This window comes from Devosia sp. CAU 1758, assembly GCF_054482695.1.
This window is the reverse complement of record NZ_JBTLRJ010000004.1, coordinates 356512-370744: the sequence shown is the minus strand read 5'-3', so window position 1 is coordinate 370744 and position 14233 is coordinate 356512. Positions and strand designations below refer to the sequence as shown.

13 protein-coding genes and 1 tRNA gene are annotated in these 14233 nt (G+C 61.9%); 3 read left to right on the top strand and 11 right to left on the bottom strand.

Features of this window, described 5'->3' with window-relative positions; translation table 11 throughout:
• Positions 1 to 92: 92 nt before the first annotated feature.
• From ACXYMS_RS15255 to aptA, 7 genes are all read right to left on the bottom strand, one after another.
• Positions 93 to 878: an ABC transporter ATP-binding protein gene (locus tag ACXYMS_RS15255; RefSeq protein ID WP_458907658.1), complete on the bottom strand. Its 786-nt coding sequence runs from the start codon at positions 876 to 878 to the stop codon at positions 93 to 95.
• Positions 879 to 1032: 154 nt separating this feature from the next.
• Entirely contained in the window at positions 1033 to 2487 is a 1455-nt protein-coding gene (gene hydA, locus ACXYMS_RS15250) for a dihydropyrimidinase (RefSeq protein WP_458907656.1), read from the bottom strand.
• A gap of 35 nt (positions 2488 to 2522) precedes the next feature.
• On the bottom strand, positions 2523 to 3398 hold the full coding sequence (locus ACXYMS_RS15245; RefSeq protein ID WP_458907654.1) for a hypothetical protein: 876 nt from the start codon (positions 3396 to 3398) through the stop codon (positions 2523 to 2525).
• On the bottom strand, positions 3395 to 4645 hold the full coding sequence (locus ACXYMS_RS15240; RefSeq protein ID WP_458907652.1) for a Zn-dependent hydrolase: 1251 nt from the start codon (positions 4643 to 4645) through the stop codon (positions 3395 to 3397). The genes ACXYMS_RS15245 and ACXYMS_RS15240 overlap by 4 nt, the downstream gene beginning before the upstream one ends.
• A gap of 4 nt (positions 4646 to 4649) precedes the next feature.
• Positions 4650 to 5096 (bottom strand): endonuclease domain-containing protein, encoded by a 447-nt coding sequence (locus tag ACXYMS_RS15235; protein ID WP_458907650.1) that lies wholly within the window; start codon positions 5094 to 5096, stop codon positions 4650 to 4652.
• Positions 5097 to 5255: 159 nt separating this feature from the next.
• Positions 5256 to 6752, bottom strand: coding sequence for a CoA-acylating methylmalonate-semialdehyde dehydrogenase (locus ACXYMS_RS15230; RefSeq protein WP_458907648.1), 1497 nt, complete (start codon positions 6750 to 6752; stop codon positions 5256 to 5258).
• Positions 6753 to 6818: 66 nt separating this feature from the next.
• Positions 6819 to 8147 carry an omega-aminotransferase AptA gene (gene aptA, locus ACXYMS_RS15225; protein ID WP_458907646.1) on the bottom strand — a complete coding sequence of 443 codons (1329 nt, stop codon included), beginning with the start codon at positions 8145 to 8147 and terminating at the stop codon, positions 6819 to 6821.
• Between the two features lie 124 nt (positions 8148 to 8271).
• Here aptA and ACXYMS_RS15220 point away from each other — a divergent pair, with 124 nt between their 5' ends.
• Positions 8272 to 9027 carry a TetR family transcriptional regulator C-terminal domain-containing protein gene (locus tag ACXYMS_RS15220; protein WP_458907644.1) on the top strand — a complete coding sequence of 252 codons (756 nt, stop codon included), beginning with the start codon at positions 8272 to 8274 and terminating at the stop codon, positions 9025 to 9027.
• Between the two features lie 6 nt (positions 9028 to 9033).
• On the opposite strand, the gene ACXYMS_RS15215 is transcribed toward ACXYMS_RS15220, so the two are convergent.
• Both ACXYMS_RS15215 and ACXYMS_RS15210 read right to left on the bottom strand, forming a co-directional pair.
• On the bottom strand, positions 9034 to 10107 hold the full coding sequence (locus ACXYMS_RS15215) for a diguanylate cyclase domain-containing protein (protein WP_458907642.1): 1074 nt from the start codon (positions 10105 to 10107) through the stop codon (positions 9034 to 9036).
• Positions 10108 to 10191: 84 nt separating this feature from the next.
• Positions 10192 to 10569 carry a VOC family protein gene (locus tag ACXYMS_RS15210; protein WP_458907640.1) on the bottom strand — a complete coding sequence of 126 codons (378 nt, stop codon included), beginning with the start codon at positions 10567 to 10569 and terminating at the stop codon, positions 10192 to 10194.
• Positions 10570 to 10681: 112 nt separating this feature from the next.
• Here ACXYMS_RS15210 and ACXYMS_RS15205 point away from each other — a divergent pair, with 112 nt between their 5' ends.
• The gene (locus tag ACXYMS_RS15205; protein ID WP_458907638.1) at positions 10682 to 12472 is read left to right on the top strand and encodes a hypothetical protein; all 1791 of its coding nucleotides are present in this window, start codon (positions 10682 to 10684) and stop codon (positions 12470 to 12472) included.
• Positions 12473 to 12571: 99 nt separating this feature from the next.
• On the opposite strand, the gene msrA is transcribed toward ACXYMS_RS15205, so the two are convergent.
• The gene (gene msrA / locus ACXYMS_RS15200) at positions 12572 to 13228 is read right to left on the bottom strand and encodes a peptide-methionine (S)-S-oxide reductase MsrA (protein ID WP_458907636.1); all 657 of its coding nucleotides are present in this window, start codon (positions 13226 to 13228) and stop codon (positions 12572 to 12574) included.
• 95 nt (positions 13229 to 13323) lie between these two features.
• Positions 13324 to 13647 carry a hypothetical protein gene (locus tag ACXYMS_RS15195; protein WP_458907634.1) on the bottom strand — a complete coding sequence of 108 codons (324 nt, stop codon included), beginning with the start codon at positions 13645 to 13647 and terminating at the stop codon, positions 13324 to 13326.
• Between the two features lie 265 nt (positions 13648 to 13912).
• Here ACXYMS_RS15195 and ACXYMS_RS15190 point away from each other — a divergent pair.
• A tRNA-Ser gene (locus tag ACXYMS_RS15190) sits at positions 13913 to 14002 on the top strand.
• Positions 14003 to 14233: the final 231 nt, after the last annotated feature.

The window sequence follows — 14233 nt, the reverse complement described above, 5'->3', positions numbered from 1 at the left end:
CTTGTCCAGACCCCGATCCTTCTGAGCGAGGGCAGGGACGCACAAGAGCAGCAGAACCGGCAATAGGGCTGCAATCCGTCGCCCGACCCGCATCACACCGCCCCCTCGTCATAGCTGTGACCAGCCCGCAAACCCTCGCGGACGCGAGCGGCAATCGCCAAAAATTCAGCAGTTTCGCGAATGTCGAGCGGGCGCTCTCTCGGCAAGGTGCTGTCGATAACGTCGATCACCCGGCCGGGGCGCGGCGACATCACCACGATGCGGGTGGACAAATAAACCGCCTCGGGAATGGAGTGGGTGACGAAGCAGATGGTCTTCTGCGTCCGCGCCCAGAGCTTGAGCAATTCGGAATTGAGGTGGTCGCGGACGATCTCGTCCAATGCGCCGAAGGGCTCGTCCATCAGCAAGAGATCGGCGTCGAAACTCAGCGCACGGGCGATGGAGGCGCGCTGCTGCATGCCGCCCGATAGCTGCCAGGGATATTTCTTCTCGAAGCCGGACAGGTTCACCAGTTCCATGGTGCGCTGGACGCGCTCGGCCTGCTCGGCCGCCGAATGGCCCATGATCTCAAGCGGCAGGGCGATGTTCTTTTCGATGGTGCGCCAGGGATAGAGCGCTGCCGCCTGGAACACATAGCCATAGGCCCGATTGCGGCGGGCCTGTTCGGGGCTCATGCCGTTGACGGTGAGCGTGCCGGATGTGGGTTTTTCGAGATCAGCGATGGCGCGGAGAAACGTGGTCTTGCCGCAGCCTGAGGGACCGATGAAGGAGACGAAATCGCCCTTCTCGATGGCTAAATTCACGTCGGAAAGCGCGACGATGTCACCATCACCGGTGGGGAAGGTGAGGCCGAGATTGGTGGCTGAGACGACGCTCATGCGAGCCCCCCGATCTTCCGGCCCTTCGGGCCACCTTTTCCGCGAGGGGGAGAAGAGTGGGCCCAATGCCCTCCTGTTCCTCTCTTACCCGGGTGGGAGGGTCGGCCAAAGGCCGAGACGGGTGATGGGGATATATCCGCGACAACCAAACTCATCAAACCCCCGTCGCCGGAATACCCGTCCGCTCGACCTTGCGCGGGGCGACGATGTCCTTCCACTGGCTCAGCGCCCGGTTCACAGGATTCTTCGCCTCGCGGGCGACGAACTTGCCATGGCCCGGCTCAGCCTTGACCTCGCTTTCGACGATGGAAACCTTGCCGCGGCTCAGCACGAAGCGCGGCAGGCCGGTGACCTCGAAGCCTTCGAACACATTATAGTCGATCACCGACTGCTGGTTTTTGGCCGAAATGGTCTTTTTCCGCTTGGGATCCCAGACCACCAGATCGGCATCGGCGCCGACCATGACCGCACCCTTTTTGGGATACATGTTGAGGATCTTGGCGATGTTCGTGGACGTCACCGCCACGAATTCATTGGGAGTCAGGCGCCCGGTATTGACCCCGGCGGTCCAGAGCACCGGCAGGCGATCTTCGAGGCCGCCCGTGCCGTTGGGGATTTTCGCAAAATTGCCGACGCCGAAGCGCTTCTGCTCGGTGGTGAAGGCACAATGGTCGGTGGCAACGACGGAGAGCGAACCCGACTGCAAGCCAGCCCAGAGCGAATCCTGATGCTGCTTGTTGCGGAAGGGCGGGGACATGACCCGGCGGGCGGCGTGATCCCAGTCGGGATTGAAATACTCGCTCTCATCGAGCACCAGGTGCTGGATCAGCGGCTCGCCATAGACCCGCATGCCTTTTTGCCGGGCGCGGCGGATGGCTTCGTGCGCCTGTTCGCAAGAGGTGTGGACCACATAAAGCGGTACGCCCGCCATGTCGGCCAGCATAATGGCGCGGTTGGTGGCTTCACCCTCGACTTCCGGGGGGCGGGAATAGGCATGGGCCTCCGGCCCGTTATTGCCCTCCGCCAGAAGTTTTGCCGTCATCGCCGCAACGACGTCGCCATTTTCGGCATGCACGAGCGGCAGGGCGCCGAGCGCCGCGCAACGCTGGAACGAAGCGAACATCTCGTCATCGTTGACCATGAGCGCGCCCTTATAGGCCATGAAGTGCTTGAAGCTGGTGATGCCCCGGTCCACCACCTCTGCCATCTCGTTGAACACTTGTTCTCCCCACCAGGTGATGGCCATGTGAAAGGAGTAGTCGGTCGAAGCCTTGCCCGACTTGTTATCCCACATCTTGAGCGCTTCCATCAGGCTCTGGTCGGGGCTAGGCAGGCAGAAATCGACGACCATGGTGGTGCCGCCCGAGAGCGCCGCACGCGTGCCGCTTTCGAAATCATCGGCCGAATAAGTGCCCATGAAAGGCATTTCGAGATGGGTATGGGGATCGATGCCACCGGGCATGATGAGGCAGCCTGTGGCGTCGAGGGTCTCGTCGCCGGAGAGGTTCTTGCCGATCTCGACGATGACATCGCCCTCGATTCTGACATCGGCTTCGTAGCTCAGGTCGGCCGTGACGATGGTGCCGTTCTTGATGATCTTGCTGGCCATATTTCACCTCAATATTTGTATTACGCGCGCAAGCACTAGGATATGTATTCGCGGCCGGAACTGGATCTCTGAAGTTGCTCCAAGGTATACAGTCGGAACTCTACCTTGATCGGCAATTGCGTTGACGAAGCTTCTTTGTTGAGCTCAGCTTCGATCATCCGCATTTCGCCTAGTTCAATAAATTTTGCGAAGACGATGCCTACAATCAGGCGGCCACCAGCCAGTGTCTCCTCCGGAACCTTTAGTGACACAAGTGCGGCTCGCTCAAGTTCGCGACGAGCAACCTGACGAGCCGCACTAGCGCTAATTACTCGCTTTACCTCAACAATAACCGGCCCGCTGGGGCCGCTGGCGATTGCGTCATATCGAATATCCTGCATGTCGGCCAAGGCGACATCACGGACAAAACTAAGATTTAACTCGCTCGAAATTCTAGCAACCAGGAGGCGCTCTGCTTGCCAAGATTCATGTTGCCGCTCGTAGCTTTGAATAGTCTTTTCGCTCTTTTGCGGATAGTCGATTCTCTTAGCGGCTTCAGGTTCTGAACCTGAAGACGCCTTGTCTCTGGGCACCGCTTGCTCATCGACAATGCCCTCTTCTATTTCCTCAAATGTTATTGGGTCTGTCGCGTTTCGTGATAACGAAGGAACCCAGTGCTTCATAAAGTTATCTTCGTCAGAAAAGTCGCTAGGCGCATACAAAACATGGTGTTTTGACCAAAGCGTGAAGAAAAAGAGGGCAACTAACAGTGTAGGGAACAGCATTACAAACCAGACAAAAATACTCTGTACCTGTTGTTCAAGCTGCGGAAGCGCGATAGTAGCGCTAACTTCTGCCAATCCCGCGAAGACGGCGATCACGGTGAGTGGATTTTTGACAATGCCCTTAGCTGGCGGCTGATTTTCACTCACTCCACGATCTCCGCCGTCTCGACCACGGCGTGGAACAGCACGTCGGCCCCTGCCGCTGCCCATTCCTTCGAAATATCCTCGGCCTCGTTGTGGCTGAGGCCATCGACGCAGGGGCACATGACCATGGCGGTGGGGTAGAGCCGGTTGATCCAGCAGGCGTCGTGCCCGGCGCCCGAGACGATGTTGCGGTGGCTGTAGCCGAGCCGTTCGGCAGCGTCGCGGACGGCCTTGACGCAGTTTTCGTCGAAGGTCACCGGGTCGAAATGGCCGGTGGGTTCGATGGAAAGGCCCAGGCCCAGTTCCTCGGCGATTTCTGCCGCCGCCGCCTCGATCTGGCTACGCATCGAGGTCAGTTTTTCCAGCTCCGGCGAGCGGATGTCGATGGTGAAGACCGCCTTGCCCGGAATGACATTGCGCGAATTGGGATAGACATTGGCCTGGCCCACCGCGCCCACGGCATTGGGTTGGTGTGCCATGGCGATCCGGTGCACCGCCTCGGTGATGCGGGCCATGCCCAGGCCCGCATTGACGCGCATGTTCATCGGGGTCGAGCCGGTATGGGCGTCCTTGCCGGTCAGCGTCACCTCGAGCCACCAGAGGCCCTGGCCATGGGTGACGACGCCGATATCCTTGCCCTCGGCCTCGAGGATCGGCCCCTGCTCGATATGGAGTTCGAAAAAGGCGTGCATCTTGCGGGCGCCGACCTGTTCAGGGCCCTTCCAGCCAATGCGGTCCAGTTCGTCGCCGAAGCGCAGGCCCTCGGCATCCTTGCGGTCATAGGCCCAGTCGAGCGTGTGCATGCCCGCAAAGACGCCCGAGGCCAGCATGGCCGGGGCAAAGCGGGTGCCCTCCTCATTGGTCCAGTTGGTGACGACGATGGGATGCTTGGTCTTGATCCCCAGGTCGTTGAGCGAGCGGATGACTTCGAGCCCGCCCAATACGCCGAGGACACCGTCATATTTGCCGCCGGTTGGCTGGGTGTCGAGATGGGACCCGACATAGACCGGCAGAGCATCAGGGTCAGTGCCCTCGCGGCGGGCAAACATGGTGCCCATCTGGTCGACCCCCAGCGTCAGCCCGGCCGCCTCGCACCAGCGAGCAAAGAGTTCGCGCCCCTCCCTGTCGGCATCGGTCAGGGTCTGGCGATTATTGCCGCCAGCCACGCCGGGGCCGATTTTCGCCATCTCCATCAGGCTCTCCCAGAGCCGGTCGCCATTGATCCGAAGGTTTTCGCCGGGAGAGGTCATGAGATTACTCTTGAGTTTGGACGGCATTGAGCCGGAAGCTGCGTTTCTTGGCAGAAGCGGCGCGTGCGCCGCTGACCCCTCGCCCCTGAGGGGAGAGGGTGGCCGGAGCGAAGCGGAGGTCGGGTGAGGGGTTCAGCGCCAGGACGCTGACGACCGCGTCCCAAACGGTTTCGGGATGAAGCAGAATGTCCCTATTCCAGAAGCGAAGGACGGAATAGCCCTGGGCATTGAGGTAGGCGGTGCGCTTGGCATCTTGCGCGCTTTCAGCGTGCTGGCCGCCATCGGCCTCAATGATCAGCGCGGCCTTGCGGCAGACAAAATCCGCTGTGTACGGACCAATGTTCAACTGGCGCACGAACTTGTGGCCTTCGAGCCTGCGACCACGCAGCAGTCTCCACAATTTGCGCTCCGCATCGGAGCCATTCGAACGAAGCGTGCGCGCCCGCTGCACTGAACCCCTCACCCGACGCTTCGCGTCGACCTCTCCCCTCAGGGGAGAGGTGGGGGCCGGTGTTTTGCTGGAATTGCCGGAGCCTTCGGCCCCTCTCCCTCGCGGGGAGAGGGTTGCGGTGAGGGGTTGAGACTGTTCCTGCCCTCTCACCATCTTTTCCTACTTCACGCTCGGGAAGGAAAATTCCGCGCCGCCCTTGATGCCGGCGGGCCAGCGGGTGGTGACAGTTTTGAGCCGTGTGTAGAAATGCACGCCTTCGGGGCCGTAGATGGAGTGGTCACCGAACAGCGAGCGCTTCCAGCCGCCGAAAGAGTGGTAGGCGACCGGCACCGGGATGGGCACGTTGATGCCCACCATGCCAACTTCGATCTTGTCGGCAAACTCGCGGGCGGCGTCGCCGTCGCGGGTGAAGATGGCCGTGCCATTGGCATATTCGTGGCCATGGATGAGGTCGACTGCGTCCTGAAAGGTTTCGCGGCGGACCACGGAGAGCACCGGCCCGAAGATTTCCTCGCGATAGATCGTCATGTCCGGCTCGACATTGTCGAACAGTGTGCCGCCGACATAATAGCCCTCTTCATAGCCCTGGAGCTTGAAGCCGCGGCCATCGACGACCAGCTTGGCGCCCTGTTCGACGCCAGAATCGATATAGCCCAGGATCTTGTCGCGGTGCATCTTGGTGACGACCGGCCCCATTTCGGCGTCCTTGTCGGTGGCCGGGCCGATCTTGAGGCTTTCAACGCGCGGCTTGAGCTTTGCCACCAGCGCATCGGCGGTGTCCTTGCCCACCGGCACGGCGACCGAAATGGCCATGCAGCGTTCGCCCGCCGAGCCGTAGCCGGCGCCCATCAGCGCATCGGCGGCCTGATCGAGATCGGCATCGGGCATGATGACCATGTGGTTCTTGGCGCCGCCCAGGGCCTGCATGCGCTTGCCGGCCTGAGTGCCGCGCTGATAAACGTACTCGGCGATTGGGGTGGAACCGACAAAGCTCACGGCCTTGATGTCGGGATGGTCGAGAATGCCATCGACCATTTCCTTGTCGCCATGCACGACGTTGAGGATGCCCTCGGGGAGCCCGGCTTCCATAAAGAGGTTCCAGGCCAGCATCGAAGCGGAGGGGTCGCGTTCGGAGGGCTTCAATATGAAGGCATTGCCGCAGGCAATGGCCGCAGGATACATCCACATCGGCACCATGGCCGGGAAGTTGAACGGGGTGATGCCGGCCACGACGCCCAAAGGCTGGCGGTCCGAATAGGAGTCGATGCTCGGGCCGACATTGCGGCTGAACTCGCCCTTCAGGAGCTGCGGAATGCCGCAGGCGAAATCGACGCAGTCGATGCCGCGGGCCACTTCGCCCAGCGCGTCGTCATGCACCTTGCCGTGCTCGCGTGAAATCTCGCGAGCAATATCGTGCGCATATTGGTCGAGCAGCGCTTTAAACCTGAACATGACACGGGCGCGCTTCATGGGCGGGGTATTGCCCCAGGCCACTTGCGCCTTCTTGGCACTTTCGACCGCAGCGTTGAGTTCGCCGAGGGTCGACAGCGGCAGCTCGGCGCTCTGCTCGCCGGTCGCGGGATTGAACACCGGGACGCGGCGAGTCGAGGACGAGACATAGCGCTTGCCTGCTACGGCATTTTCGATGACATGCATCAGGACTTCCCCTCCAAATTGGGAACGATCATTCTATATTCTTTGGTATAGAATTTTTGTTCCATTCTACTCAAGTGTCTTGAGGATGCCCGAAAGTGTCGAGACGATCTCGCCGATCTGGCTTTTGGTGATGATCAGCGGGGGCGAGAGCGCGATGATGTCGCCGGTGGTGCGAACCAGCAGGCCCTGCTCATAGGCCTTGAGGAAGGCCGAGAAGGCGCGCTTGGTGGGCTGGCCGGCAATGGGCTCAAGCTCGATGGCGCCGACAAGGCCGATATTGCGGATGTCGATGACATGGGGCAGGCCCTTCAAAGAATGCAGGGCATCCTCCCAGACCTTGGCGAGCTCGGCGCCGCGGGTCAGCAGCCCCTCTTCCTTGTAGGTTTCAAGCGTTGCCAGGCCCGCTGCCGAGGCGACCGGATTGCCCGAATAGGTATAGCCGTGGAAGAACTCGATCATGTGCTCGGGGCCAGCCATGAACGTGTCATGGATCTCGGCCGACACCATCACCGCGCCCATGGGGATGACGCCATTGGTCAGACCCTTGGCAGTGACCATGATGTCGGGCGTGACGCCGAAATAGTCCGCCCCGAACGGGGTGCCCAGGCGACCATATCCGGTGATCACCTCATCAAAAATCAGTAGGATCCCGTGCTTCTTGGTGATCTCGCGCAGGCGCTTGAGATAGCCCGGCGGGGGAATGAGCACGCCGGTGGAGCCGGCCACCGGCTCGACGATGACGGCGGCAATGGTCGAGGCATCATGCAGGGTGACGATGCGTTCGAGCTCGTCGGCCAGGTCGGCGCCATGGGGCGGCTCGCCGCGTGAAAAGGCGTTCTGCTCGAGATTATGGGTATGGGGCATGTGGTCAACGCCGGCCAGCAGCGTGCCGAACATCTTGCGATTGGTGACGATGCCGCCTACGGAAATGCCGCCGAAATTGACGCCGTGATAGGCGCGTTCGCGGCCGATCAGGCGGGTGCGCGAGCCTTCACCCCGAACCTTGTGATAGGCCAGCGCCAGCTTGAGCGCGGTCTCCACCGATTCCGAGCCGGAATTGGTGAAGAGCACATGGTCGAGTCCCTCGGGGGCCAGGTCGACCAGCCGATTGGCCAGCTCGAAGGCCTTGGGATGGCCCATCTGGAAGGCGGGGGCGTAATCGAGCTCTGCTGCCTGTTTGGCAATAGCCTCGATGATTTTCGGGCGTGCATGGCCAGCATTGCAGCACCACAGGCCTGCCGTGCCATCAAGCACCTGTCGGCCGTCGGCAGTGGTGTAATGCATATCCCTGGCGGCCACGAACATGCGTGGGGATTTCTTGAACTGCCGGTTTGCCGTAAAGGGCATCCAGAAGGCGCTGAGATCGTTCGGCGCAACGTTGGATGAAGTGGACACGAACTCTCGCTCCCAATGAATCTGAGCTGGCCTGCTTTTGGGTCTTGACGCGACGGCCCGAACCCCGGAAATTTTGACCAGTTGGAAAAATGTTAGCATCCCTACACATTCCCGCAAGGCGAAAATGGCCACGAGAAAATTGAAAGCCGCCGACCATGTGCCTGTCGCAGCCACGCGCCAGCACAAGGCGGACGCCAAGGCAGCCGCAAGTCATCCGCCGGTGCGGCAGCGACCGCTGACCCGCATCCAGAAGGAAAAGCAGGACATCATCCTGGAAGCCGCGCTGGAAGTCTTTTCCGTCCACGGGTTCCGCGGCGCCACCATCGACCAGATCGCCGAGGTGGCGGGGATGAGCAAACCCAACCTGCTCTATTATTTTCCGAAGAAGGAAGAGATTCACCGAAGGCTGATTGCCGGGCTGCTAGACACCTGGCTGGCGCCACTGCGCGAGTTTGATGAGAATGGCGACCCCTTCACCGAAATCCGCTCCTATATCCGTCGCAAGCTGGAAATGGCGCGCGACTTTCCGCGTGAAAGCCGTCTGTTTGCCAATGAAATGCTGCGCGGCGCCGAGCATGTGATCGACATGATCGAGGTGGATCTCAAAAATCTCGTCGACGAGAAGGCCAAGGTCCTCCTCACCTGGATGGATCAGGGCCGCCTGTCGCGGTCCGATCCCTATCACCTGATCTTTTCGATCTGGGCCACAACGCAGCACTATGCCGATTTTGACGTGCAGGTGCGGGCGGTGCTGGGCAAGGGGCGCAATGGCGAGGGACGGTTCGAGGATGCCGCGCGCTATCTCGAACAGCTGTTCATGCATGGATTGAGCCCGCGACCACGGCCGGGCGAAAAGCCCGAAGGCAAGCGGGCGGCCTGAGGCCGGTCAGCCGACCGCCAGAAGCGGAGATGGGCCAGCCACGGCGGCCCGCTGACTCGCTGCACTTGCAGTGCCTTCGCCGGTAAAGCAGAAGGCGCCACCGTCGAGACGTTTTGCCTCGTAGAGTGCCCGGTCGGCGTGCTTGAGCAGCGCATTTGCCGGGTGATCGAGCCCATGCTCTACAATGCCGAGACTGATGCCGACCGACACATTCTGGCCCACGACCTGCAACGGCTGACTGACGGCGGCGATGCAGCTGCGCGCCAGCATGCTGAGAACATCCCGCTCACCACCACGCTGGACGATGGCCACGAATTCATCGCCACCGATGCGCGCCAGGAACTCGCCGGGTTGCAGTTGCATCGCCAGGCGCTGCGCCACTTCGATCAGCGTGAGGTCACCGGCGTGATGGCCGAAGAGGTCGTTGATCGGCTTGAACCTGTCCAGATCCAGCGCCAGCATGGAAAAGTGCTGCTTCTCCTCGGCCAGGCGCGCCAGTTCCCCCTCGAGTGCCAACCGGTTGGGCAGGCCGGTCAGGTGATCGCGCATGGCCTGGCGCTGCGCCAGGATGCGCTGGTCCTCGATGCGCCGCACCCGGCTCTGCATGAAGACCAGACAGGCCAGCACACTGCCGATCAGCACCAGCATGACCGGCACGCGCTGGGGCGCAAAGCTGTTGAACAGATAAAGCCCAGGCCGATCCGCATGCCAGAGCAGAAATTGGCCGCCCAGCGACCCGGCGAGAAGCGGGATGGATTGTGCGAAGGGTTCGCTGGCACCCTCACGGGACAGCGTCAGCCCCCGCAAGCCGGCCACTTCGCCCAGCGCAGCGACCATGTCTTCGGCCTGATCCCTGGGTAGGTCGAGAAGGATATCGGCAATCTCGGCCGCGCGGGCGCGCTCATCTGCCATGGAAAGGGCGTCGGTGGTCCACATCACATGCAGGGCCGACATGACCAGCAGGAAGCCGGCAAGCAATGCGCCCACAAAAGCCAACAGCACCAGGCGCTGGATTGGCGCCAGCGCCTTGACCGGATCGGCATCCGGCAAAGTCCAAAAACTGTCGATCTGTCTGTCCACTGAGGTGGTCCCGCGTCCGGCGCCATCATCGCCCGGCAATGGTTGGCAATAGGTTAGCGGGTCACGCATTTTCCCGCCTTGCTGCTATCGGTTTGGCCCCTGCCCCATAAGCGCAAGCGGACGTCCTTCGGGATCGGCGAAAAAAGCCAGCCATTCCTCTGTGCCGTCTTGGTGCCGGTGCACCATATGAGGCGGGCGGTTGAAGACCACACCGCTTTCGGAGAGCCGCGCATGGGTCGCGGCAATGTCGGCAGTGCGAAAGTAGAGAATGGATTCGGGGCCGGGGTCACCGCCCTGCTGCAGATAGAGCCTGGTGCCGCCGGCTTCAAGAAAAGCCATGCCGTCGAAACTATAGAGCAGGGGCAGGCCCAGGACATCGCGATACCATCTTGTGGCCTCGGCAATGTCGCGCACATTGCGGGCAATCTGGCCGATGGGGCCAAGGCTGGCTTGCATATCCATGCCGGTCTCCTTCCGATCGCCCCCGGATCATAAGGCGGCGCCCTGACATCTGCACCCGCTATTAACCGGCGCTGATCCAAGCTTGGGTCTTCTTCGCCAAAGGAATATCGCCTTGTCCGCAGCGCCCTCCCCTGCCCTTACCCGCTTGGACTGGCTGTGGCTCATGGCTATCTGGACGCTGGCTGTGGGCACGCTGGTGGGGCGTGGCCTTTTTGCCCATGGCGCCGGACCGTTCTTTCTCGATACGGATGACGCGATGCGCATGGTGGTGGTGCGCGACCTGCTCGGCGGCCAGGGCTGGTACGATCTGGTGCAGCATAGGCTCAACACCCCCTTCGGCGCTGAAATCCACTGGTCGCGGCTGATCGACCTGCCGCTGGCAGGCCTGCTGTGGCTATGTCTGCAATTTACCGACATGCACACCGCACAAATTGCCACCGGCACGATCTGGCCGCTGCTGCTCCTGGGCGTGTTGCTGTGGCTCAGTGTCCGGGTCACCGTCGAACTGGTGGGCCGAGCAGGGCTGTTGCCGGCGCTGGTGCTACCAATCCTGAGCCCCGCAATTCTCGCCGAATTCACGCCGGGGCGGGTGGACCACCACAATGTCATCATCCTCCTGACCCTTGGCTGCCTGTGGGCCAGTCTCGTGGCCCTGCGCCGCCCGGTCGCAGCCTGGGGGGCCGGACTGCTGGCAGCGGCAGCACTGGCGGTGGCGCTGGAGGCAGCGCCGCTGGTGGTGGCCGCGATCCTCGCCTTCGGTTTTGGCTATGTGGCCGATCCGGCGCGGGCCGGTAATCTCAGGCGCTTCGGGCTGGGGCTGGCCGGCGGGCTGTTGGTCCATCTCATGCTGGCGCGACCGCCGGACCGCTGGCTGGAGGCGGCCTGCGACATGATCTCGCCGGTCTTCGTGCTGGCCGGGCTCATGGTTGGCCTTTCATTTTCCATCGTCTCGCTGCTGCCGTCGCCCCGCGCGACCTGGCTGCGCCTTCTCCTCGTGGGCGCTCTGGGCCTGGTTGCAGCTGCCTCGGTGGTTCTTGTCTATCCGCAATGCCTTGCCGGTCCCTATGGGAGCCTCGACCCCTGGCTGCAGGACAACTGGATCGCCGCCATTGTCGAGGCCAAGCCCTGGCATGTGTCCCTGTGGGACCTGCCCATCTATTCGATCGTGGTGGGGGCGCCGGTGTTCCTCGGCCTGCTCGCCGCTGGCCTGGCGTTCCAGCTAGAACCGGCGCAGCGGTTGGGCTGGATGACGCTGATCATCTTCCTCGGTTGCGCCACGCTGGTGATGCTGGCGCAGGTGCGCGGCGCACGGCTGGCCATCCTGCCGACCATTCCGGCAGCGGCCTGGCTGATCGTTTCAGCGCGGAACGCCTATCTCGGTCGTCCGCGCCTGGTTTCGGCGCTGGGGCTGGTGGGTGCCTGGCTGGTCTTTTCGGGCGTGATCCTCAGCGTCGTGGTCAGCCTCGTTCTGGCCCTGCTGCCCACCGGACGGGCGCAGGCGGTGACCGAGGGACGGGCCAATAAACTGCCATGCCTCGTTTCCGATAGTTTCATCGACCTTGCCGGCCTGCCGCCGGAGCGGATCATGGCGCCCATCGACCTGGGGTCACATCTGCTGCTCGAAACACCGCATGCGGTGGTCGCCGCACCCTATCATCGCAATGAGGCCGGGGTGCTTGACGCCTTCCGCTACTTCAATCGCCCTGTTGACGAGGCCCGCGCCATGGCCGTCACGCGGGGGTTGGGGCTGATGGTCACCTGCGATGCCATGCCGGAAATGCGCGGACCGGGCCTCGAGGCACCGAACACGGTGCTAAGCCTCCTTGCCGCCGGCACCCCGCCGGACTGGCTCAGGGACGTGTCGCTGGGCGGGCCGCTCAAGATCTATGCGGTGACGCCCTAGAGGCCAGAGCATGTCGGCCAAGCAAGGCAAAGGCGCCCCGGCGGATCGTCGGGACGCCTCATTTATCACCCTGGGGGAAGGTCGTTCAGGCTGAAATCCCTATTCGGCCGCGACACCAAGACCGATCGGGCAGGAAACGCCGGTGCCGGCCAGCCCGCAATAGCCATTGGGGTTCTTGGCCAGATATTGCTGGTGGTAGGTTTCGGCATAGTAGAAGGGCCCCGCTGTCGCGATCTCGGTGGTGATCGGGCCAAGACCGCGCTGATCGAGTGCGGCCTGATAGGCCGTCCGGCTTTTCGCCACGATTTCGGCCTGTTCGGGTGTCGTGGTATAGATGGCCGAACGATATTGGGTGCCCACATCATTGCCCTGGCGCATGCCCTGGGTGGGATCGTGCTCCTCCCAAAAACTCCTGAGCAGGGTCTCGAGGCTGATTGTCTTGGGGTCATGGACCACCTTGACCGCCTCGGTATGGCCGGTGCGGCCTGAACAGGCTTCTTCGTAGGTGGGATTGGGCGTGTGTCCGCCCTGATAGCCCACGGCCGTCACGATCACGCCGGGCAGTTCCCAGAACAGGCGCTCGGCGCCCCAGAAACAGCCGAGGCCAAAATAGATGGTTTCGGCCCCATCGGGAAGGGGGCCCCTGAGCGCTGCGCCATTGACAAAATGATTGGCATCCACCGGCATTTCGGTGGATCGGCCCGCCAGAGCCTCGGCGGCGGTCGGGATGGTGGTCGGCTTTTGGCGGAAAAACATGTTTGTCTCCTTTCAGCCCTTTATTCGCACGGCAATCGGAAGAGGTTACGCGCGCAATGTGGTTTCAGATCGACGGTGCCGGGTCATATCTGGTCTCAGATCTGTTCCTGGCGCAGAAAACGTTCGCGACGTGGCCTCCGGCCCATCAGCGCGAGCACGATGCCGGGCACGCCCAAGACGGCAAAGACCGGATACGTCAGCAGCGTCTGCATGGTCGCGTCAAGCAGATCGGCAAAGAACCGGCTCTCGAAAAAGCCTGACACCGCTTCGAGGCTGGGCGGATGCAGTTGCATCCAGGCCTGGCCAAGGCTGGTCAAGACCAGCGCATTGGCCGCCAGGGATTTGGTACCATCCACGACAAGAAAAATCAGCGCCAGGCCAATCAACCAGGTGCCCAATATTCGCAATACAAGCCGCATTCACATTCCCTGTGCTTGGCTTGATTAAGTCGGACCGGCCCTGGTTCGTTCCTTTCGCAAGCACTTAGGGGTTGTGCCATGCCGCACCCGGCTCTCACAAGATAGTACGCAGATAAAGAGATAGGCTGGGCCCGCGGAAAAACAATCGGCGTGGCGCCAAAGTGATCCCTTGCGCCCGCGCCCTTGATGGGTATATTGCGCCTCGCTCGCAGCGGCCCCCTCGGGGACCGCAATCCCGACTTTCCAAATCGGGCATGCGCGATGCGGAGAGGTGGCCGAGTGGTCGAAGGCGCACGCCTGGAAAGTGTGTAGGCGGGGAACCGTCTCAAGGGTTCGAATCCCTTTCTCTCCGCCAGTTATCTCGTCAATCCATAGATCTTAAAGGCTCTATTCGGGTCCGTCGGTGACGGTGTGCATCATCGTATTGGCGACAGTCTTCGGGCCACCGATCTATGGTGTCTAGCCTTCTGCCATCGTCAAACCTTCTCTTCAGGCCGCCGGTACACCCCGTGCCCTGTTCGGCACCGACTTTCTCGGCCGTGATGTACTCGCTGAAATCGTATGTCAGGCAAATGGCGTAGCTCAC

Excerpts from the sequence above, each read along its gene's own strand:
- ACXYMS_RS15255 (WP_458907658.1), bottom strand. The coding sequence starts at position 878 with ATGAGCGTCGTCTCAGCCACCAATCTCGGCCTCACCTTCCCCACCGGT.
- hydA (WP_458907656.1), bottom strand. The coding sequence starts at position 2,487 with ATGGCCAGCAAGATCATCAAGAACGGCACCATCGTCACGGCCGACCTG.
- ACXYMS_RS15240 (WP_458907652.1), bottom strand. The coding sequence starts at position 4,645 with ATGACCTCTCCCGGCGAAAACCTTCGGATCAATGGCGACCGGCTCTGG.
- ACXYMS_RS15230 (WP_458907648.1), bottom strand. The coding sequence starts at position 6,752 with ATGCATGTCATCGAAAATGCCGTAGCAGGCAAGCGCTATGTCTCGTCC.
- ACXYMS_RS15220 (WP_458907644.1), top strand. The coding sequence starts at position 8,272 with ATGGCCACGAGAAAATTGAAAGCCGCCGACCATGTGCCTGTCGCAGCC.
- ACXYMS_RS15210 (WP_458907640.1), bottom strand. The coding sequence starts at position 10,569 with ATGGATATGCAAGCCAGCCTTGGCCCCATCGGCCAGATTGCCCGCAAT.
- msrA (WP_458907636.1), bottom strand. The coding sequence starts at position 13,228 with ATGTTTTTCCGCCAAAAGCCGACCACCATCCCGACCGCCGCCGAGGCT.
- ACXYMS_RS15195 (WP_458907634.1), bottom strand. The coding sequence starts at position 13,647 with ATGCGGCTTGTATTGCGAATATTGGGCACCTGGTTGATTGGCCTGGCG.